This window comes from Rhizobium aouanii (genome assembly GCF_037002925.1).
Taxonomy (GTDB): domain Bacteria; phylum Pseudomonadota; class Alphaproteobacteria; order Rhizobiales; family Rhizobiaceae; genus Rhizobium; species Rhizobium aouanii.
The window spans coordinates 302,157-322,793 of record NZ_JBAMYD010000006.1 but is presented as its reverse complement, the minus strand read 5'-3'; the positions used below and the strand labels follow the sequence as shown (position 1 = coordinate 322,793).

The 20,637-nt window shown below is 57.1% G+C and carries 17 protein-coding genes and 5 pseudogenes; 8 read left to right on the top strand and 14 right to left on the bottom strand.

The genetic code is table 11. The features are described from left to right. Positions 1-181: 181 nt before the first annotated feature. On the bottom strand, positions 182-2,416 hold the full coding sequence (locus tag V8P77_RS13570) for a CHAT domain-containing protein (protein WP_264396497.1): 2,235 nt from the start codon (positions 2,414-2,416) through the stop codon (positions 182-184). A 144-nt stretch (positions 2,417-2,560) separates the two neighbouring features. Continuing rightward, a pseudogene (gene tcmP, locus V8P77_RS13565) lies at positions 2,561-3,286 on the bottom strand (three-Cys-motif partner protein TcmP); the annotation flags it as partial. A 20-nt stretch (positions 3,287-3,306) separates the two neighbouring features. Here tcmP and V8P77_RS34810 point away from each other — a divergent pair. Further along, positions 3,307-3,497: pseudogene (locus V8P77_RS34810) on the top strand (RHE_PE00001 family protein); the annotation flags it as partial. Positions 3,498-3,539: 42 nt separating this feature from the next. Here the strand turns inward: V8P77_RS34810 and V8P77_RS13560 are convergent. From V8P77_RS13560 to V8P77_RS13540, 5 genes and pseudogenes are all read right to left on the bottom strand, one after another. After that, positions 3,540-3,992 (bottom strand): annotated as a pseudogene (locus V8P77_RS13560) (RHE_PE00001 family protein); the annotation flags it as partial. A 71-nt stretch (positions 3,993-4,063) separates the two neighbouring features. Beyond that, the gene (locus V8P77_RS13555; RefSeq protein WP_264396498.1) at positions 4,064-4,711 is read right to left on the bottom strand and encodes a transposase; all 648 of its coding nucleotides are present in this window, start codon (positions 4,709-4,711) and stop codon (positions 4,064-4,066) included. A 125-nt stretch (positions 4,712-4,836) separates the two neighbouring features. Then, positions 4,837-5,181 carry a hypothetical protein gene (locus tag V8P77_RS13550; RefSeq protein WP_264396499.1) on the bottom strand — a complete coding sequence of 115 codons (345 nt, stop codon included), beginning with the start codon at positions 5,179-5,181 and terminating at the stop codon, positions 4,837-4,839. A 246-nt stretch (positions 5,182-5,427) separates the two neighbouring features. Continuing rightward, positions 5,428-6,618 carry a Gfo/Idh/MocA family protein gene (locus tag V8P77_RS13545; RefSeq protein WP_264396500.1) on the bottom strand — a complete coding sequence of 397 codons (1,191 nt, stop codon included), beginning with the start codon at positions 6,616-6,618 and terminating at the stop codon, positions 5,428-5,430. Positions 6,619-7,433: 815 nt separating this feature from the next. Then, entirely contained in the window at positions 7,434-7,787 is a 354-nt protein-coding gene (locus V8P77_RS13540; protein ID WP_264396501.1) for a hypothetical protein, read from the bottom strand. A gap of 79 nt (positions 7,788-7,866) precedes the next feature. Here V8P77_RS13540 and V8P77_RS13535 point away from each other — a divergent pair. After that, a pseudogene (locus tag V8P77_RS13535) lies at positions 7,867-7,983 on the top strand (IS1595 family transposase); the annotation flags it as partial. Here the strand turns inward: V8P77_RS13535 and V8P77_RS13530 are convergent. Next, positions 7,946-8,125, bottom strand: coding sequence for a hypothetical protein (locus tag V8P77_RS13530; protein ID WP_264396772.1), 180 nt, complete (start codon positions 8,123-8,125; stop codon positions 7,946-7,948). The pseudogene V8P77_RS13535 and the gene V8P77_RS13530 overlap by 38 nt on opposite strands. A 2-nt stretch (positions 8,126-8,127) precedes the next feature. Between V8P77_RS13530 and V8P77_RS13525 the strand changes: the two genes are divergently transcribed. Continuing rightward, complete coding sequence (locus V8P77_RS13525; RefSeq protein WP_264396502.1) at positions 8,128-8,469, top strand: site-specific integrase; 342 nt, start codon at positions 8,128-8,130, stop codon at positions 8,467-8,469. A 53-nt stretch (positions 8,470-8,522) separates the two neighbouring features. Continuing rightward, positions 8,523-8,879: a tyrosine-type recombinase/integrase gene (locus tag V8P77_RS13520; RefSeq protein WP_264396503.1), complete on the top strand. Its 357-nt coding sequence runs from the start codon at positions 8,523-8,525 to the stop codon at positions 8,877-8,879. Positions 8,880-9,544: 665 nt separating this feature from the next. Here V8P77_RS13520 and V8P77_RS13515 read toward each other — a convergent pair. The 3 genes from V8P77_RS13515 to V8P77_RS13505 form a co-directional block, all read right to left on the bottom strand. After that, positions 9,545-10,009, bottom strand: coding sequence for a hypothetical protein (locus tag V8P77_RS13515; protein ID WP_264396504.1), 465 nt, complete (start codon positions 10,007-10,009; stop codon positions 9,545-9,547). 19 nt (positions 10,010-10,028) lie between these two features. Next, positions 10,029-11,168 carry a hypothetical protein gene (locus V8P77_RS13510; RefSeq protein WP_264396505.1) on the bottom strand — a complete coding sequence of 380 codons (1,140 nt, stop codon included), beginning with the start codon at positions 11,166-11,168 and terminating at the stop codon, positions 10,029-10,031. Between the two features lie 424 nt (positions 11,169-11,592). Next, complete coding sequence (locus V8P77_RS13505) at positions 11,593-13,587, bottom strand: DNA/RNA non-specific endonuclease (RefSeq protein ID WP_264396506.1); 1,995 nt, start codon at positions 13,585-13,587, stop codon at positions 11,593-11,595. A gap of 260 nt (positions 13,588-13,847) precedes the next feature. On the opposite strand from V8P77_RS13505, the gene V8P77_RS13500 reads away from it, so the two are divergent. Then, a complete protein-coding gene (locus tag V8P77_RS13500; protein WP_264396507.1) occupies positions 13,848-14,093 on the top strand; it encodes a hypothetical protein in 246 nt (81 codons plus the stop codon). Between the two features lie 406 nt (positions 14,094-14,499). Here V8P77_RS13500 and V8P77_RS13495 read toward each other — a convergent pair. The 3 genes and pseudogenes from V8P77_RS13495 to V8P77_RS13485 form a co-directional block, all read right to left on the bottom strand. Then, positions 14,500-14,772, bottom strand: a pseudogene (locus V8P77_RS13495) (LLM class flavin-dependent oxidoreductase); the annotation flags it as partial. Between the two features lie 48 nt (positions 14,773-14,820). Further along, positions 14,821-15,846 carry an aldo/keto reductase gene (locus tag V8P77_RS13490; RefSeq protein ID WP_264396508.1) on the bottom strand — a complete coding sequence of 342 codons (1,026 nt, stop codon included), beginning with the start codon at positions 15,844-15,846 and terminating at the stop codon, positions 14,821-14,823. Between the two features lie 169 nt (positions 15,847-16,015). Then, the gene (locus V8P77_RS13485) at positions 16,016-17,164 is read right to left on the bottom strand and encodes an acyl-CoA dehydrogenase family protein (RefSeq protein ID WP_264396509.1); all 1,149 of its coding nucleotides are present in this window, start codon (positions 17,162-17,164) and stop codon (positions 16,016-16,018) included. 736 nt (positions 17,165-17,900) lie between these two features. On the opposite strand from V8P77_RS13485, the gene V8P77_RS13480 reads away from it, so the two are divergent. The 3 genes from V8P77_RS13480 to V8P77_RS13470 all read left to right on the top strand — a co-directional run bounded on the left by V8P77_RS13480 (position 17,901) and on the right by V8P77_RS13470 (position 20,558). Further along, positions 17,901-18,497 carry a class I SAM-dependent methyltransferase gene (locus V8P77_RS13480; protein WP_335912953.1) on the top strand — a complete coding sequence of 199 codons (597 nt, stop codon included), beginning with the start codon at positions 17,901-17,903 and terminating at the stop codon, positions 18,495-18,497. A gap of 140 nt (positions 18,498-18,637) precedes the next feature. After that, entirely contained in the window at positions 18,638-19,228 is a 591-nt protein-coding gene (locus V8P77_RS13475; protein ID WP_264396511.1) for a recombinase family protein, read from the top strand. After that, the gene (locus V8P77_RS13470; RefSeq protein WP_264396512.1) at positions 19,212-20,558 is read left to right on the top strand and encodes a DUF7986 domain-containing protein; all 1,347 of its coding nucleotides are present in this window, start codon (positions 19,212-19,214) and stop codon (positions 20,556-20,558) included. The genes V8P77_RS13475 and V8P77_RS13470 overlap by 17 nt, the downstream gene beginning before the upstream one ends. Positions 20,559-20,637: the final 79 nt, after the last annotated feature.

The window sequence follows — 20,637 nt, the reverse complement described above, 5'->3', positions numbered from 1 at the left end:
CACTCCATCCGTATCGGTCGCAGCAGTCGCGTTAACGTCGTGGCTTCTGGCCCTGAACGCCTTGCTGAAGAAGGCGGCGGCGCCGAGCTGATCGCCGTCACCTAGATCGGCGGGGTGAGTGAGTAGAATACGTCATCCGCCATTCAGTGCATCAAGGTAGAACGCCGCTTGGCTTCTCCGGTTAGCCAGAAATCTGGTTGTCGGATGTTCCAACCAGTGCCTGCAAAGCAATCTCGATCAATGACTCATCGCTGAGGACGATCGTTTCGGGATTACCCAACTGCGTGTAGCGGATTGTGTCTGACTTAGCGACTGCAGCCAAGACCGATGGGCGGATCGCGCTTGGCGCGAGGCCACGCACACTGGCCAGACGATCAATAAGCTTGTCAAACCAATGAGAATCAAGGCCGTTTATTTCGATATTGGCATGCCCCTGCAAATCGTCGAAAATGGCGGAACCTGGCGGCCCGGCAAGTTCGCTGATTATCTCGGTCGCCAACGACATGCGCAACATGCCGCTTACAATCTCCGTCCAGGTGATCGCACGCCCATATGCCCGCACGGCAACAGGCGTGAACTCGGCCAGTCGATGCATCAGCCGTCCTATGAGCATCGCAGATCTCCGGCAATCAACAGGAAGGAATGTGGCTAGGACGGTCCGTGCCCCAAGAGCAATGAAGCCGTTGGCGACAGTCGCATGGCTCGATGCGTCTATACCATGCGTGTCGCAGGCACTCAGGATTATAATTGGCGGGCAGCGTACCTTTCCGCGAAGGCTCCAGACATCGAGCGACTGGCTTCCGATCTCCAGCTTGCCCACGGGCTTTTTATCATTTGGGAAACCGTGACCATCGAAGATCAGGATTGCACCACCAAATTGGTTCAACGCCGCCTCCAGCTCCTGGATGCTCGATACTTTGACGTGAACGAGCTCGAGCTCTGGCCAGGCATCGCGAATGATATTGATCGAGCCTGAAAGGAGATCTCGGAGCGGGTCAGTTGGCGCAAAAGACGACACGACCAACACCTTGCGGAAATCTGAGGGTGCCACAAAGATTGGCTCGAATGACAGGAGCTGTCCCATCAACACGTTACCCGGCGTGACTGGTATCCGCGAGCAGTCCCTGCGGAACGACAGGGGAAGGTCATCGATCGGCAGCCACTCCAAGGGGGCGTCCGATATAATCTTCAGCGGCCCGCTGGTGCGTTTAATAAAATCCACTCTTTCTTGACCTACTGCGACACTCAACTGTCGCTGAATCTCGGCGAAGAGCCGCGGCGCCTTACGTCGAGCCTCTGGGCGTTCGGCCCTTACATTACGAGCATAGTCGGAGAGCGCTGTGAACACGTGGTTCACGCCGGGAGTTAGCCTGACTACAGGTGTCGTCGTCTGTGCTGCCAGCAGTCCAACAGCAAGTGTTTGGGTGCGTAACTCGTCGGCACGGATTCCCGAGATAACTCTGGCCATTTTCGACGTTACGAAAAACTTTTTGTCATCTTCTCCATGCGTGGGGCTTAGTCCCCTTTGCTTCTGAAAATATCTAAGAGCGCGGCGAAATGCCTTGCCCTCCGCGCCCGGCACATGGACCCTGTCGTAAAGGCCACGGAAGAAGGCGGGCTCGAAAAGGATCGCTCCGCTTGTTGCAGCGTTCAATGCGAAGATATCGTGATTTCCGACAGCTCGCCGAAACTTGAGGACTGCCCCAGCGCTTTCTATGATCGCGTCAGTATAATCCTTCTCATCTTCAGAAGCGAAATGAACAGATGGCTGAAGTGTATAACCCACCCTGGCCATCGCCATATGGTTCGGGATTGCGATATTGTGACCTTTGACGTCGTAACTTTCCAACGTGGTTTCGGGCCAATCCCAAGAAACATCGGACCGAGTAACGACCTGCGACTGCTTCCCAGTGAGATTCTTTGCTGCAACTCGCAGCTTCCTGATGCAATAATCGCGCAAGAGCCCGAGTTGGAAATTCCAGCCTGAGATGCCAATCCCTTCGTACTGGCTGATGTGCAACGCTGCAAAGTTGACCTTCGCCCGCCAAGCCTCAATTCGCCGAGCGACAGCTTCATCACCCGCTCCAGAAAATAGGACACAGCAAATGGGCAGCTGATCAACAGTCAATTCTTCTAGTGCCGCGATATCGAGTGGATACCACGAGAGGCGCCGACCTCCTGCGATCCGTTGAACCGCAATATCTGCGGCATCATGTGTTCGCTCGTCGATGTCTGCGGGCATGCTCGTTAGCGCACGCATGGCCCAATGCAGACTAACCCAATTTCGACCGAAGCCTTGAAAGGGCGACATGTGAGCTGGCAACTCGTCGTCGCCAAGGATCAAAAAATAATAGATGCGAAGCGGGTCAGGCCACTTAATCACAGCCACTCGTCCAGCGTTTTCCCGTAATTCCATCGCTAGTAATCCTCAAAGTGTAGATATCTCAGAAAAAGGAAAAGAAGCCGCCCGAAATCAGCTTCAACAAGCCCTCACTCAACCAAGTTGACGAGTTGGTCGCGGTTACCACGAAGATGGATACCCTATCCGAGATCACGAAGATCAAAGCGCCCGCGCCGGCCACAAGCGCGTTTGCTGAGAGACACCTATCGTGTCTCTATAGATCGGAGAAGATGTGCGCTTTGGTGAATTCGCCGCGTTGCGGAGATCCAATTCCTTCTCCCCGACCAGAAGCGCCGTAACCTTATTGATATCGCTCAGGCGAGCAGGCGTCTCGTTGGCGATCGATGTTACGAAGTCACCATAAGAGACCGGTGCGTCACCATGCGTATCGCGGATCCGGCGCATGAAGTCGTCGGCGAGCCGATCCTTCATGACTTCCTCGTCCTTGAGTCCAAACCAAAAATCCGGAGCATTGCCGGTATCGAGATTCGGATTGAAGCCAAGCATCTCCAACCCACCGTGCCCCTGGTGCAAGGATTGGTTATTGATCAGCCAATGGCTGTCGACCATCACGTTCCTGGCCTTCAGGTGGTTCGAGAGATGCACCAGCCATAGATCCTTCCGAGCCTCTTTTGATCTAAGGAAAAATGGGCTTTGGAATTTCGCGCCTGTCATGCCTGAGATATGCCGCAACAGGAGGCGTTGGATGACATAACGTCCACCATGCTCGCCCTTGTAGCGAAGGAATTCGCGGAGCTGATCTTCCGATATTTCAATCGGGGCAAGGCGGTTGACGGTTTGAGGTTTGTCTGTGAGGTAATCGATAAGCCAGCCGACGGCGAAGGTGAGAATGCACTCGCCCGCTGAGAACTGCAGTATCTTTCGAACAGTTTCAAAGGCACGCCAAAGATCTGCCCGGTGTCGACTACGCCGCCATCGATGCGCTCTCGCCCGGTCCGAGGCGGCGATCGAGAACGCAACCCGGCCCGGCCGCGGCAGCGTTCATGACAAAGATCCGATGATTTACGATCTCGACTGGGACGAGGATGCTCGGCTCGACGAATGGCGCGGCGTGCTGCGTCATCGAGAGCAACTATCGACTGCAGCACCGCCGGCAAGTCTTGAGCCTGGCGTCGTCATCACCATCATCATCCCCCTCTCCTTCCGGATCCTTTGGGACTACGCGTCGGATGGTGCCGGCCATCGACGCATCGTCAGGGACGACCGATGTGATTTCCGACGTCTGCCGGAGCGTCCGCAAACCGTCGGGCGATAGTGCCCATTCGGGCGACTGACCAACAATGCGCCGGCGGGTGCGAAGAACGTCGCGGGCGATGGTGAGTTCGTGGGTAGGTGTGCGGGTATCGCGAAAGGCGTCGTGGAGGACGAGGTCTTCGAGATGGACGAGTTCGCCGTCGATCCACAGCGAGGCGCAGGCGTCGGTGAACTGAGCGCGCTCGAGGAAGCCGGCTCCGACCGGCGAGCGGGCGATGCGCTCGTCGAGACGGGTGAGAGCGATACCGGCGCGAAACGCCGGTTCCAAAAAGCTCGAAATTGCCAATCTGTCGAAATCGTAAGCCATTGGTTTTATGGTAAACGATCTCTTATACGAACTCTATAAAAAAGTTTGGGTTCCTCACATGGTATGGTGCCGAGTTGGGGTTATAACCATCGATAAGTAATGCTTATCGGAAGCCATCGCATCATGACGATGCGCACGCGAACATCGCTTGCGCCGAGGCGCCATAGACCCGGCAGGGTTCTCTTTTCGCCGCGCTTGAGCCCTTGCGCATAGCGCTCAAGCGGCCATGTGGCGTAGCCGTCGCGGCCGACATATTGGTTTTCGCGTAGGCGCAGCGTGAAGGGGATTTTCTCGCGCGCCAGATGGGCCATCCACGCGTTGCCGATGAATTCGCGATCTCCCGTCAGTTGGGCGATCTTCATGTCCGGGAAGAGGCGCTTCAGACGGCCGAGCAGATCGATGCGCTCTGCGGTCGATGAATTGCCTGCCTTCGACAACAGCGCCCAGATGAGTGGAATACCCACGCCGCGCCATTCCACCGACACCATCAGAATATTGATCGTCGTCTTGCCGAAGTCCCAGTTGGTGCGGTCGATCGCCAGCACCCAAGGCTTGCCACGAAACCCGAGTAGAGAGACGACCATGCGCGCCGCACAGCCCGCATCGAGCCGGACTGGAAGAAGCGGTAGAAGGGCCGCCGGACCGAATCCACTTGCGCGTCCGTCGCCGCCGCCAGCCGCCACAGCGAGATCGTGCTGAAGCGCAGCATCAACAGCACCAGCCAGCACAGCGTTTCCTGTCTTGTGCGCGAAAGCGATAAGTGCTTGGCTGCCATCTCGGATAGGGCGTTGGAGAAAACCGATTGCATCAGGCGATCCTTTCTTGCCGGAAAGATTCGCCTTTTTGAATCAATTCAATGCCCTATCCAACCCCTTCCCCAATGCGTCCAGTACTGTGCTGTTTCACAGACATGAATAGAATGCTCAGCCACAGAATAGAACTTCTTACATTGACCGGCGTAGCGGCAAATATTCGAAAGTCCTTGTGCGATATCGAAAATTGTGAACGCGCTGCCCCAGGGATCCAACAGATCGAACCAATTACCACTCGCGAGCATGAAGCTGGGGCCGGATTTTAGTTTGATAGCGATGCGGATCCGGCGCGTGGTATAGTCCTTCAAGGTGTGGCAATCCGGGTCGGCGATGAGGGAATAGTTCTCTTCTTCGTGATTCACGACCGCGCTCTGCGGCACCGCCATGACGTTCTTGCCCTACCCCGGATCGCAATCGACCATTCTACCGCCACCGTCGCCTATTGAACATTGGTCACGGACCATTTCGGGTTTGATATTCCGTGCTCATCCCACGATGAATTACCGGTCTCACAGAAGAAACAATGGCCTCAGCGAAAGTGCCCGACAACGAACTGCGACCGGAGTCATCCGCAGATGTCAAGACGCTGAATCCACAGCTCAGCGGATGCGCGAATGGGGCGGGGAAACGCATCACTGCCTCATCGACAACCATGACCCACCAGATTCGTGGCTGTCGGCACAAGCATCAATGAACAGCATCCCTTTAAGCCCATCTTCAACTCCGGAAAGCTCGACACTGCCTTCCGGGAGAGCGTATCCCCCGCGGCGTGCGGCGATCGCGAGACCAGCCTCGGCATAGAGATTTGCCCATGCATCCACTAGAGTTTCGCCGTGCCCCCGTGGGAGATGTGCTAGGCGTTCCGCCTCGGGTAAGATTCCATTGCCATGACCTCGCACGAAGATCTGCTCCTGCTCCCCCAGGGGTACATAACGCAGCACCTCCGGTTTTTCCTGATCCCAGTCGAGCCCACCCTTGTCGCCCCACACGCGAATGCGGAGACCACAATATTGGCCCGGGGCAGCTTGCGTCACCCAAAGAATCCCAGGGGCACCATTCTTGAGACGGAAATTAATATAGGCCGTGTCTTCCATCGGTTTCGGAGCTCCACAGTTGTGAAACTCAGCCCTGAGGCTGGCAATATCCTGTCCGGTAATTGTATGGAGGAGATGGTACGCATGCGTCCCTATATCACCGGTCGCTGATGTGCGGCCAACCTTCTCGGGATCCTGCCGCCAAATGGCGCCCTTGTCACGATCGGAAAATGGACTTGTCGCCCACTCCTGAGCAAACTCCACGTATGCTTGTCGCACGGTCCCGATGACGCCATTTCTGATCATGTGCTTGGCCTGACGAACCATCGCGTGATGTGCGTATGGGTAAGTCATCACGACCAAACGACCCGTAGCACTTTGTAGCTCCACGAGGTCTTGGGCATCGGAAACCGTCGTCGTCATGGGCTTGTCCATTACTACGTCGATACCGGCCTTGAGAAAGGCGGTCGCGATACGATGGTGTGTCCAGTTTGGCGTGACGATTGCGACTGCTTCTATACCATCGTCGCGCGCAGCTTCTGATTCTGCCATGGCGTTCCAGTCACCATACGAGCGATCGGGCGCAATCATCCATTCTGCGGCCGATGCGCGTGCGTTATCCGGATCTGAGGATAGCGCACCCGCAACGACCTCCCAGTGGTTCGACAATCTCGCCCCGGCGAAGTGCCATTGTCCAACAAGGCCACCCTTTCCGCCACCGACGAATCCCAGTCGCAACCGGCGACCGAGGAGCGGGCTTCGCAAGTTGCCTTTTCCGTCATAGGTCATTGAGACCTCCCTTGTGAACGATTCTTCCGCGACGTCAGCGGTGGAAAGCTCTTCGTGTGGTGCCGCCCGACTTCTGCTCAAGTCCGAATGCGTTTCTGGATTGCAAAGGCACGTACCGTGCCAATGGAGAAGGTCATTTCCAAACAAAACGCTAGCACTAGTACGGCTATGTCGCATCAACTGTCGGAGATCGGACAACGCACAATCAGTTGGAGCGAAGAAGACGGGCCACCTCCTCGACACTCAGCACCAGCGGCAAGCGTGCGCGGCTGATGGATGAGGGCCAGGTGGCGAGAGAGATCGGGCCGGTCGATCGTCACAGTGAAGAAGAAACGTAGCCGTCGCCATTATCGGGGGATCGGCCGATGAAGGCGGCAAGCGCCTTCACGCAACGGATCTAGTCACGGCGCGTGGCCTCGGTGAAGCCGCGCATGGACATGTCTTCGATCATGCGTCCACGAAGCGCTCTGCCGGATGGATTCGAAGGGACGGCGGTCATCGGATGCTCCTCTCAAGCTGAAGTTGACCCCTTCGGCCCATCGAACGAACCCGCTCGCGCGGGAGGGCGCGGGCTTTGAGGCGTGTGCCTCGTTGACGGCATCGGAGAGGCTTTGATCGATCAGAGGTGACGGGCGGGCGGAGAGATCCGAGCATGAAACAGCTGCTTATATGGCGCTCCTGTCCATCATCAACGTGGATCCATGACAACTTATTTTCGTTGTGAGCATGAAGCCCTGGGAGGCCGGGTGGCCTTGGTTGAGTAGGTCTACGGCAGTGTAAATCGTTTTCGCATTGCGACATCGAGATATTGAGCATCACCCGCGAAGCGGTGATGATGTGATGTGAAAAACATCGAGCAATATCGCCGTCGCGACTCCACCCGCGGCCAATAGGAGCCCCGTCATGAAAATACGGTTGGCGCGTTCAAATATACGTCGCTGCAGACATTTGGGGTCAAGGAGGTCGGAAATAGCCTTAATCTGCAGGCCGATGCCAAGAAGAAGCGGGATCACCGCAACGAGGTCGGGCAGCCGCCAAGGTACCGGATTCGCCGCCCACTGGGTGACAAAGCCCAGCGAAAAGGCGAGAACAATACTGACAGCCGTGACCGTACCGTTGCGAAAAGCGGTTTCGATCTGGTCGGGGTCTGTCTGTTCGGGCTCTTTCATAATTTTCTATGCATAGCCGACGAGATACGGCTTTTCAAATGCGATCTGCATCCCGGCCCCAGTACAGGATGCTGAAACGATGCTGGCAACGCTTTCCAACATTCTGACAGTCGAAGACATGATCGTGGCGTTCGAGGATGAGCAGCATTGCCGATGGCTTAGGATGTTGCTGTCTTTTGTTGATAAAGGCCGCGTACAATTTCGAGCAGTTCTTGTTCCGGCCCCATAATTCGTAGCCCTTCCAGCAATCCAGCTCGGGAAAGGTCGCGGTCGTAAATTACCGGCCAGTTGTCCGGTATTTTCTCAGCTTCCGCTTCGGCGATGGTGAGATCTCGCACAATTGCGTGCCGTCGACGTGACCGATTTCGTGCAAAAGTGGGTTTCGCGTCTCAACATGCGCCGCGCCAAAATCATGACCACCGCACTGCGGTCGTTTCTCTCCTATGCGCGTTATCGCGGTGACATCACCTCAGCTTTGATCGTAGCAGTCCCGATCGTGGCCAACTCGTCGCTCTCGTCTATTCTTCGTGCGATCGGTCGCGACGAGGTAACTCGTTTACTCGCCAGCATTGATCGCGATACACCAGTCGGATGCCGTGACTATGCGATGATCCTCGCGTTGGCGCGATTGGGATTACGATCGAGTGAGGTGGTTTCGCTCGAACTCGACGATATCGATTAGGTAGCCGGACAGATCCATGTGCGAGGCAGGCCGGTCAACGCAACGACATTTCGTTGCCCGCGGATGTTGGCGAGGCGATTGCCGACTACCTGCGAAAGTCGCGCCCAGGCAATGCCAGTCGTCTCGTCTTTTTGCACGACAAGGCCCCGATCCGAGGTTTCAAGGGGCCGAGTGGACTCGAGCCGGTCATCCGACGCTCACTCAAGAGGGCCGGCATCGATTCTCCCACAAAGGGAACGCACCATTTCCGACATGGGCTTGCCTCAGCGATGCTACGTGGCGGCGCGTCGCTTGGTGAGATCGGCGAAGTTCTGGGACACCGTCATGTGCAGACAACGGCGGTTTACGCCAAGGTCGACCTCGACGCGTTGCGAACATTGGCTTTGCCATGGCCGGGAGAAGCCCAATGAGCACACTCCAACAGGCTGTTCAGACTAGATCGAGATGCGGCGAGGGCTGGGGTTCAAGCTGCGAGAGACTGAACGGGGATTGATCAATTTCGCCGCGTTCCTGGAGGCCAACGACACGCCGCACATCACGACGGAACTGGCCCTTGCCTGAGCTCAGCGACCGTCGCGCGCAGCCTTCGCATTGGGCAAGACGGCTGGCGAAATCGGCGGTGCGATGGAAGGGGGATGTCGTTTTGCATTTAACCGTAAGACTCCGCCCACAACAATTTCAACAAGATAGCCTGGCACTTAATTTGAGACTTGGCACTTAATTTGAGATTTGGTGTTGGACTTTGGCACTTAATGTGAGATTCAATCGTCGACGAAATCGACGGTGTTTCTGCTGTGAACGATCGTTTTCCCAACGAGGTTGACGAAGCGCTTTGGGATGAGGCGTGCCTACGAGGCTTTACATGCTGCGTGGGCATATGATGGGTGAAACCAAAGCCCGATTCGGCAACGCTATAGAAGAGATAATGGACTGCGCCTGTCAGTCGCGGACGTCTTCACAGTTGCACTTAATCAATTCTCGGCCCACGGAATCTCAAATAAACTGCCAATCTAGAGAGAAACGGCCGCATTCTCACGTTTAAGTGCCAAACGACATGAACCCCATTGACTCGGGCTTATCGCTCGGTTCGGTAAGCCGGCAGGCAACAGAGGGCAACAAGAATCAAGAAAAGCCAGATTGGCTGTTGCTGAAATTGGACAGGTCCGGATGAATTAATCGTCTTCGCGACTGCCGCGACTGTGGTTGACATTTTCTCGACCACCTGCGCCAGACCGACGAAATCCGAGGCCCCGACCCCGAGAAGACCGCCAATCACTGTGATCAGAAGCTTTGCTGGCAGAAAGAGCAGAAGCGCGCCCCCGACAGTGAGACCCCAAAGCCCGGCAAGAATGTATTGCACAATGGCGCCCGGGACCCATACCAAGAGTGCGATCGAACCAAGAACGACGAGCACCAATATAATCAAGAAGAAAATATCTCCCTGCTTGGCAAGTTTATTCCCACTCGCAAGCCCCGTGTCGCCGGAGCCGCCCCTGATATTCTGAAACAATCTTCCTAGTCTTGCCCTAAACGGTGCCATACCTACCTCCCGCCTGCATTCAAAGATGGGTCAATGTCAGCTGATGATTGTGGCTCGCCCAATTTGTTATCGAGTCTGCAAAACACGCCACTCCGGTTGCGCCCCTTGTCGCAATCAACATGCCGAAGAGCGCCAGATCTCCCGAGGACAATGAATCACAAACAAAAGCGCCGGAATCACCACTCAGTGGCCGAGCAGCAATCACTTGGCTGACCCTTCCGCCTTTGAGGGATCGTGGGGCGGCAAAATCAAACAAGTGCGAAAAACAATAAGAATTGCCGGTCCCCTTGTCCTTCAATCGACTGGTGACGCCGTATCCGCCGATGATGTAGTCGTTCCTGCCTGACACTGTGCCGCGCATGCTGATCTGGGAACCAGAGCCCAGGACCGTACGATCGTACATGTCGACGACCGTCCCGTGTTTGGCAATTTGCGCGGTACCAACATGCGCCGGGTCCAGCTTCAACAGAGCCAAGTCTACCTCTGGATGGGCGGGCGCCGTGTACTGATTGCAGACACTGCCCTTCGGACTAAGTTGGAAGGTTGAGAAGTTGCTGTGAAGAACTGAGCCGGCATTCGAAATACTCACACCTGAAACGTCAGGAAGTGCGAAGGCCGCCCCAGCGGCAGTTGCGACATGCCCGCAAGTAACTCCGTAAATGTCGCCGTGCTGATCCTGGAGAAAACCGCCAAGCGTGCCTGTGTTCGGAGCATTCACCTCCAGCCCGCCGTCGACTGAGGCTGCGAGCCATCCAACTTCCTCCTCTTCAACATTTGCGAAAAACGGCTGTTGCGCTGCATAATTCTGGATTTGTCTGCGCAAACCGATTGTCCTATTGGTCGTTGGCTCGATGTAGATACGCACAAGGAACGGATCTTTTTTCTTACCGACGTCCATGCAGTAATGTTCCCAGAGCGAGAACTTCTGCGACATGTCGAACAGACCCTCCCAGTCGTCGCTGTTCCACCACCACCACCCAAAGACTAATTGAGGGTCGGGGATACCAGCTTGGGCAGCGTGCCCGGCTAAACGAACCCAAAAAGGATGCGGGTAAATATAGATGCCATGGATAAGCTCTTGAGCGGACTCAAGTCCGGGAAGGCCGGCCATAAAGTCGGCAAACTCCGGCGTGTTGGAAAAGTCTATCTGCGCCCGCATGAATGCCCTCACAACGTGTTGCGCTCAACCGCTCTAGTGTCTCCGAAGGAAAGCTCGATGATAGGGAGTATTACCAGCCGCTAATACTTACCATGAGTCTACACAGATCGCAAAGCTATTCCCGTTCTGCGAGTATCTAAATGAAAGCCGCTTGGCGGCAGAAGTGGCTGGAAATATCACGCGAGAGCGCGATCCAGGTTGAGTGCCGTCGGGGGCCGAACTTGCCGCACAGTTTCCAAGGGCTCAGCAAGCAAGTGCCCCTTTCTTGAGCCTTTTACTTGTTTGGGCGTGCTTCCCGCTGCCTGTTACGTGGATCGCCGGTCTACCCGTCCGTTTGCAAGCCTCCGCGCGAGATTGGCTTCTCGCCGGCGATCGCGCGGTGGTCGAAGTCAGCGAGAATTGTAAGCGTTCATGGCCCGAATGCTCAACGTCGCGGATGCTGAATATCCGCCACGGTTCGCAACGTTCGACCAGTTGACGGCCCAGAATACACATCAGCATTTCGCACGACGTCGGCAAACACGATACCTGTATCTTCGATGATCTTGGCCACAGGCACCTGGAAATTCTGACCAGGCTTCGTGCTGTTTGGACCGACGGGAAGGCGTTCGAACGGAATGTTGAGCGCATAGTCCTGCTGGCTGACCATGTAGGCGCTGGTATAGAGTTTGTTGTTCTTGTCGGTGACGGCAATGACTTTCCAGAAAAACTGAGGAATCAGAATCCCCCGGTGCTCTTCATCGTCCGAGCGGAAAAACGGACCGGAGAAGACGGACGCCTGAACGTCCTCCTCGTCCGTGTTGTAGAGCAAGAAATTCTCGAGGCCCTGCCATAGATCAGCACCTTGATTGAAACCCCAGTATTGCGGCGAGCAATTGGTCCATTGAAAGGTGTCGTCATTTGCCCGCTTAGCGACACGGATGTCGCCCCAAACGGGATCGAGACGCCGAACGAGGTGGCCACGGTCGAAATAGTTCTTCGAGGGAACGGGTTCGTCGCCATAGAGCTCGTCGCCGTTCTGCAGCTCCTCGGGCACACGCGGATCGTAATACCACACATCATTTCCCCGCTCGAGATTGGTCCAGCGCGCACCGTCAATATTTACGGCAGTGTAAAACGCCAACTTGCGTTTGGGGTTGGCGTTCAAGACCACCGAAAAATGCTGATAGCGCAGAACGTCATCAGTCGCGCCGGTGACCTTCGCCGGCGAACCATGCCGCAGGGCGTCCGCTCCAAGTGTCGGCAGCGGAATTTCGACCGACAGGAATTTTGGCAGATATCCATCACGTCCATCGAAATATGTGGCCGGATGCGTGTGTCGCGTCGGGCGGCGTCGGGCTTCTGTGGCCACAAGCCGCAGCGCCGGCGCGGCAACGAGCGGCGGACCAATGATGCTCTCTCCCGGCGTCGTTCCGGCAAAAGGTTTCACGCCGGTAGCGTCAGCGACGAGATCGTCGACAAGAGCTGAGCGCGCGAAGCCTGGGGCTGCAATGCGCTGTTCGACATCGGCGACAAGCTTGGAAATCCGCACGCCCTCATTGGCGAGCCAATGCACCTTTTCGGGGGGTAGATTGATGGCAATACGGGCCGGCACGGTTGTCTTGTCGGTCAGCGCCCAATGTTCCTCGCCGCCGATAATCTGGCGGTCAGGAACGCCGGCGTGATGCAGGCACACGACCTGCCAGGCATCCGTGAACACCGCCGCGCCGGAAGAACCGTTTGCGGTATCGGATGAATACCAAAGAAAATTGTCCCGCTCCGGATCCGCATCATCCCCGTATTTGACGAACTTGTTCTCGCGGAGCGAAATCCGTTTGGTCTTCGCATCCGGGTGTTGAATGATCGTTGCGTATTGACCGACCTCCGTCTTGCCGGTCCGGGCGTCAAGACGGAGAAATCCAAAGTCCGAGATCGGCGTGACACCGTCTTCGCTGCTTTCGGCAATCGCGACGATTGTGTAGTCGAGCGCTTCCTTGGGACTGGTCACAAACCCGTCTTGCGGGGACAGCCGAAAGCGCGTAGTGCGCTTGAGGCGTCCTTCGGCATCAAGCTCATAGCCGAACTCTACTGTCGCCTTGAGCGCATCCTCGGCGGAGCCGATGACATGATTGTTGGTCAGCAGCAGCCGCGGCCCGATCAGAAACCCTGAGCCCCAGTCGCTGCCCTCACCGACCGGCGCCGGAACGTTGATCCTGCAGACTACTCTGGCAGCCAACAGACCGCGTTCGAGATAGTTGATTTCGACGAGGTCGTTTTCGCCGATGAGGGATTCGAACACATCGAAATCCACCCCTGCCCCGGCCCTCGCTCGGTGGACGACCTGTTCGATCAGCCGCATGGGATCGACCTGTGGCGTGGCCTCACGGCCCGCTGCGATCTGGTCGACAAGTTGCTCGTCTGCGAATTTAGAGATTTCCATTGGCAGTCCCTCCCCCAACTATGGCGAGAGATTATGCGCGAAAAACAACAATAGCGTGACAGGCGAAGTAGCAACGATTTCATCCCGTCATCTGCGTTGAACTGGCTGGGTGCAAACGAAATGCCTCCCGCAGGAGCGATATGGCGAGCACCTCGAATGCCCCCTTCGCGCGGGTTTCGGCAGCGTCAAACCTTGTGGTTGCTGCGCCAATTTCGCCGTGCCATAGAAGACGCCTCTCATTCCCTCCGCATGTGGTCTCCATGCCTCGCCTTCAAATCTACGCGCTGTTCGTCGGAACCGTTTGTGGCGCAATGATCGTGCCGTTCATGGGCTTTTTCATCGTCGATGGTCTGGGGCAGGCGCCATGGACGATCAGCATCTACGCCGTGGCGCTCTCGTGCCTCGCGATCCTTGTCAATCGTCGGTTTGCCCGACTTATTGATCGTGGAGAAAGCGCCTTTCCGCTGATCGGCATTGTTTTGGGTGGCTATCTGTTGGCTAGCTAAGCTAGTTTCGCGTTGTCGATCTTTCCGGCTTTCTGGACGCGCTCTTCGCCGCTGCTGTCCTATTGTTCAGTCCGCGCCAGTTCAAAGTGTCTACACAGTCCCCGCCATAAAAGCGGTTCCCTCTCTATTCAAGCCCAACGCGCAGTGTCGGCAGTCAAATTGAAGGGAGCGAAATGAAAATACTGGAGCTATCGGCAAGGGCCGTGTCGGAAGACACCATTTCACAGGGAATGTGTTTTGCGTGCGGTGGTCCGCCCAGCAGCGGAGCTGGAGAACACGTGATCCCAAAACACCGTTCCATGCTGTGAAACCTGCAACAATGGTTTTCTCTCCCAGATCGAAGGCGCTGTTCAACCTGTCTTCGAGAGGGGCACGGTAAGCACTCGGGATGAGCAATTACTCTTGGCAGCGGATGACAAAGGCTAAGCAGCATAACGAGGGGGCCAAGACGAAGGTGACGGGTGCGCTGCGCGACGCTCGATAAAAACAGATTCGGCGATGGGCCTCTCCCGTGCGGCGAACAATGGTGCTCTGCTAGGTGATAAGCATAAAAACCGAGCCGATCATAGGCTTCCGCCAGTTCGAGGCTGTCTGCGTATTGTCTTCCAATGGGGCTACCGTCGTCGTCCAAATGATCGAAAATGCCGGAAGCTAGCTTAGAAGGTAAGGCTTTTCTCATTCAATCATCTCCAGCTTTGATCCGGTATCCGGGTGTTACCGCAGCAAACTACGAGTTGAATATGCGGCTGCCGTTCCAATGGTCGCGCTCCAGCCCATAGACATCACCCTCGAGCGGCCTTGTTTCCGCCAGCACCCCGGCGATGAGGTCACGGTCTTGAGTGGTCAGGGCGAGCCCGGAGATGGCGACGTTCGAGATCAGATGCGAGCGGTTGCGCGCACCAATGATGACGGCTGCCACACCCGGCCATTCGAGTATCGCAGCGCTGGCTACAGTGGCGATGTCGGTCCCCTGCCGATCAGCGATCTGGCGCAGCATCGTCAAAAGGGCCTGAAACAGGTCCCAGCCGCCGATATCGTCGATGACCCGCTTGTATTTGATCAGCGAACGGTTCTCCAGCGGCTCCGTCGGCTCCGGCGCTCCGAGCCATCTATCGCCGAGGAAGCCGCCTGCCATGGTGCCATAGCACAGGAGGGAGACGCCATTCTTGACCGCCGCTCCAGCCATCCGCCTGGCGGGACGTCTATCGAGCAGCGAATACTGTACCTGCATGGAGGTGAGCGGCACGCCCGCGTTGGCGATCTCGAGCATATGGTCGGTGTCGAAATTGGTGCCGCCGATCTTGTCAATCTTGCCGGCGCGACGAAGCTCGTCGAGCCACAAGGCCGCGTCCAGCCAGCGAGGCACGCGGTATTCCCACCAGTGTAGTTGGACGAGATCGAGCCGCTCCTGGTTGAGGCGCTTCAGAGACTGGTCGATCATGGCCTCCACGTAAGGCTTGCTGATTCGCGGCAGCATGTCGTGTTCAGGCACAAACTTGGTGTGTACCTTGATCCGGTCCAGGGCCTGTTCGCCGCGCAGATCGCGATAGCGCTTTCTGAAGTTGCCGATCAGTTCTTCGACGCCAGTATAAATGTCGGCACAATCGAAGCTGGTGATGCCCGCATCGGCGGAGGCCACCATGTCGGCGATCGGGTCGTCACTTCGGGCCGTGCCGTGACCGCTCGCTAACTGCCAGCTGCCACGAATCACACGCGAAATCTCGTAGTTTGGGGCAAGCTGGAGTCTCTGCATTTTTTGCCTCATCTCAGTTGTCACTACGGCCCACTGTGCGTGTGGTGCGGCTGAACATTTCGAATAGTCGCCGACGGGTGATCATGACGATGTTGTAGCCTCTTCATCCGAATGACATACGAGGCCTGCAGCCGCTGTCTGATCCGCATCCATGGCCGCCCGTCCGATCTCAGCGTTCGGACACCACCCGTTCCAGCAGCAACCGGCCCGCTTCCACATAGTGCCGCTGTTGGACCATCGCGTGTTGCGCCGCTGCATGCAGATCGCGCAGTCGCCGTTGCAGAGGCGAGGTTTCATACACTGCGGCACCGCCCGCCAAGGTAAAGCAGGCATGTGCTGCGCGGGCACAGATTGTCGCAGTCCAGATTCCCGTCTGTATGCCCTCAGCGTACAGAGCTTGGCCGTTCAGCGTGTGGGCCAAGGCGTGCCGCCAGTGGCTGTCGGCCTGAACCTGCATGGCCGACCGCGCTGCCCGTACATCTGCCTCGATTCGACCCAACTCGCACTGAACCATCTCCGACTCGCCCATCGGTGCCGGGGCTCGAAGCTGCCGTCGGCCGGTACAGGCGAGTTCGGCAAGATCCCATAGCGCCCCCTCGGCGATGCCCACGCAGACAGCTCCAAGAAGTACCGACTGAAGATGCCGCCAGGATTGATACAACGGTCCCGGTTCGCACGTTGGGCCATCTGGAAAATCGAAGAAATTGGCCTCCGGCGCCATTACGTTCCCAAGGACTATGTGGTGACTGCCGGTACCCCTTAGGCCGGAGGCATGCCAAGTGTCTTCGATCAGCCAAGCCGACGCCGGCAATGCGACACACCGGACTAAGGGTGGCCCGGCATCCCCTGAGAGCCCACGAAGTGGCTTGCCGCCTTCCGACATGACACAAAGACCCACCATCCAGTCGGCGTTTTGGCAACCGCTGGCGAACGGCCAGCTGCCGTTGACGCGCCACCCGCCCGGCACTCTCTCGGCTGTGCCCGCCGGCGAGTAGACGCCAGCTATGATGACGTCCGATTTGTCACGGTACAGCAGATCGTAAGTCTGTCTCGGCAACCGAGGGCTCACAATGGCCGAGGCGCTGCCGATCATCGCGGTCCACCCGACTGAGCCGTCGAGCCGAGCCAAAGCGCTGATCACTTCCATTCCCGAGGGTAAATCTAGTTCAAAGCCGCCACGGCTGCGCGGCGCGAACATGCGGAACACTCCGATCGATCGTAACTTCTCGATAACGTCTGATGGCATCCGGCGTTTGGCTTCGATATCGGCCGCACGCGCCATTATGGCAGGAGCCAGATCGCGAATTGCATCGAGCATTCGGCCGGCCGTCACATGCGATGTCCCCGGTTCCGTTTCGCCAGAGCAACATTGGCCGCTTCGATCTCCGCTCTGGGACGCACTATCGCCGGCGGAAGCATCAACATGATCCGTCAGTTTCTGCATTGGCACTGCAATTTTTGGGATTCGGTGCGGCTTGCTTGTAAAGGTACAGTGCGGCGGTGGTTGGTTGCCACCTTTCGGCGCGTTGAAGCCTCGGTCCACGTGCTTCGCATGCAACTCATGCCCTTAGCAATCCTTGCATAGGCTGCGGTCGATACGCTGATGGGCCTGTACCGAGCAATGTGAATGTTCACTTTTGTCCTAACCCCTTCTGCCGTTGCCTGCGATCACGTCCGATGTGTGTGAGCGGACCTCCGACGCAAGCTTGGCGAATGCAAGTCCGCCCGCCGCTTCTACAGAATTGAAGAAGAGTTCAATTGCGCACGTTCGGTGAGCTGATCATGGAAATTCTCCTCGTCTTGCGCCGCAGTTGGTCGGCAATGCTGAGCAAGTGCCATGCCAACCGAAGAAATCATTGCGGATCAATATGATCACTCTGCAACGCATTGTTTCATGCCCTACATTGTCAAACAGCTGACAACGTTCAAACACCCAAGCGGTCACGGTGACACCATCACCTCATCCATTCAGCGTCCAACGCCACAGAACCCATGCTGATCCGAAATGATATTCAAATCTGAGCCGAATCAATGATAGGCTGCTTGCTTGGCGCATGATCGGCGGGAGATTGTCATTGAGTTCCTCAAGCCGTTTTGCTGAGTACGCTCTGGGACATTCAGAGCCCGAGATGCACAGGTTGATCCTACAGGCAGCGGCACTGCGGCCGATGACCGAGCGGTTGCTTCGCGCAGCCGGGTTGGCTCCAGGCATGCGGGTGCTCGATCTCGGCTGCGGCCCCGGCGATGTGTCCCTCCTGGCGGCGGAGTTGGTCGGTCCGTCCGGAGCGGTACTGGGCGTTGATTGCAGCGAGGAAGCGCTCGTCACTGCGCGGGCACGGGCAAAGGAAATGGGCCTGGCGCAGGTCCGCTTCCTCCATGCGGCGGCCGACGATGCCGTCGACACCGTCATGGCCGAGAATCAGTTCGACGCCCTCATCGGCCGCTTCGTCTTATGCTATCTACCGGATCCGATCGACACGATTCGCCGGGCGGCCGCGCGATTGGCGCCCCGCGGCATTGTGGCGATCCATGAGGTGGATTTCCTCGATGAGTTCCGCTCTCGTCCTTTGGTGCCGCTGTGGCAGCAGGCCGGACGATGGCAAAGGCGAGAGATTGAGGGGCTTCAGTCAACGGCCAGGATACTGTCCTAATCGCGGCGGCATTCCATATCCTTTCAAAAATTACTTGCCTTACGAGGCCATATTGAAACAGGATTGTGAAAGGATTTTCGGCTTGCTTCGCCAGTGTAGCCAGAGCGCTTGCACAAACGGTCGTTTATGAAAGGACCTCGATGCTGATCGGCTACGCCCGCGTGAGCAAGGGAGACGAGCAATCGAACAAGGCCCAGGCCCGTGCACTGTCCGAAGCCGGCTGCAAACGCATGTTTGAAGAAAAGGCGTCCGGCGGGCGCTGGGACCGGCCGGAGTTACACCGCATGCTCGATCAACTGCGCGATGGCGACACTGTCGTTGTCTGGAAGCTCGATCGCCTGTCACGTTCGCTGAAGGACGTCCTGCATCTGATGGATCGTATAACCAACGCGGGAGCAGGGTTCCGGTCTCTCACCGAGGCGATCGACACAACCACGGCGGCAGGGCGCATGATGATGCAGATGGTGGGATCCTTCGCGGAGTTCGAACGCGCCATGATCCGGGAGAGGACCACAACGGGCCTTGCTCAGGCACGTGCCGAAGGACGAATTGGGGGACGCCGTAAGAAGCTCGACCCGAAGAAACGTCGGGAAATCGCCGAGAGCGTCTTGCAAGGCCGCAAAAGCGGCGCCGAAATGGCGAGACTTTACGACATCAGCGAACCGACGGTTTCGCGCATCGTCGCTGAACATCGCCAGAATATGGAGACCTTCCATGCCAACCAGCCATGACCTCAAAGGTCTGATGAAATTCCTCGCCCGGGAAGAGTGGCGCGAATGCTTCGACGAGGTGTTTTACGACCATTTCGGGCCGGTCCTGGATGCCGGCGATATGGACTTCGACGACATTGGCGAAATCCTCGGCGAGGTTTGGGCCATGACACTCTGGGGTTGTGCCTTCGAAGATTTCCTGACCCAGGACTTCGAAGTCGAAGGCGGCAACATCGTTGACGAGTATCTCAAACGTCGCGGCTGGAAGGAAAATGCCCAGGCAAAATCCTACATGAAGGCGCTGCGCACTTCCGTCATGAGCCTCTACGAAGTCAGTGAGATCGAGCTAGGAAAGTCGCTCATCGCGCGCGACCTTCTTCGCGGTGGCGACCCGATCGCCGTCAGTGAGGGGACGGCAACCAAAACGCTTAAGCAATGGGACCGGATCGCCGCCCGCATTGTGCCTCTCATGGGGAAAAATGTGTTCGCCGGAGCCCTTTTACCGTTCACGCCGCAGGCCACCGATGCGCTGTTCGATGGCCTGCGACAGATGTTCGGCAAAAAGAACGCGAAGAAGCTGCCGGCCATCAAGGACGAGGAGCTTCAGCCTGCGGCCTCCATGTTCACACTTTCATGGCTGTTCGATGCGCTTGAGCGCGCCATGGGGCTGCCCTCGGTGCAGAACGCCGATGGTGATGAGCTCATATTCCACGACGTCAGGTTTCCGCTCGCCTCCGGAGTTACCCAGAAGGATCTTGCCGCACGGGTGAGTACCATTCCCGGCATGTCGCAGGAAAACGCAAAATTCTGGAACTGGCTTGAGCAAAAGCCAAAGCATGGCGCCCGCAAGCGTAGTCCACCGTCCTTTGACACCACGATGGAAAACGGCGCGCGCGTGCTGGGAAATATCGAATTAAAGGGAAAGTTCCTACATCTGTCGACCAACTCGGCCGAACGCGCGCAAAATGGAACAACGTTGATCCAACAGGCTCTCGGGGATCTCGTCCGCGCGCCACTCACAGAAATCCGCACGGTCGAACAGATGATGGCCGAGCGGCCGGCACGCGAAAAGGAAGAGCCCGGGTCTGAAATACCGCCCGAAATTGCCGAGCAGGTCGTTCACCAGTTCATGGACCGGCAATATCGTGAAACCCTTGATCAGCCGGTCGGCATGCTCGGCAACAAAACACCGCGCCAAGCCGCGAAATCAGCCACTGGCCGTGAGAAGGTCGCCGGATGGCTCAAATATCTCGAAAACCAGTCGTCCCGGCACCCACCCGCGGACCCCATGGCGACATACAGCTTCGAGTGGATGTGGCACGAACTTGGGGTCATTGATCTGCGCCAATAGCCGCTACCGTATATCCGTGTCCCAATAATGTACTGAGGCCTGCGTGTCTTGCCTCGCGCAATCGACTGGGCAAGTCGCC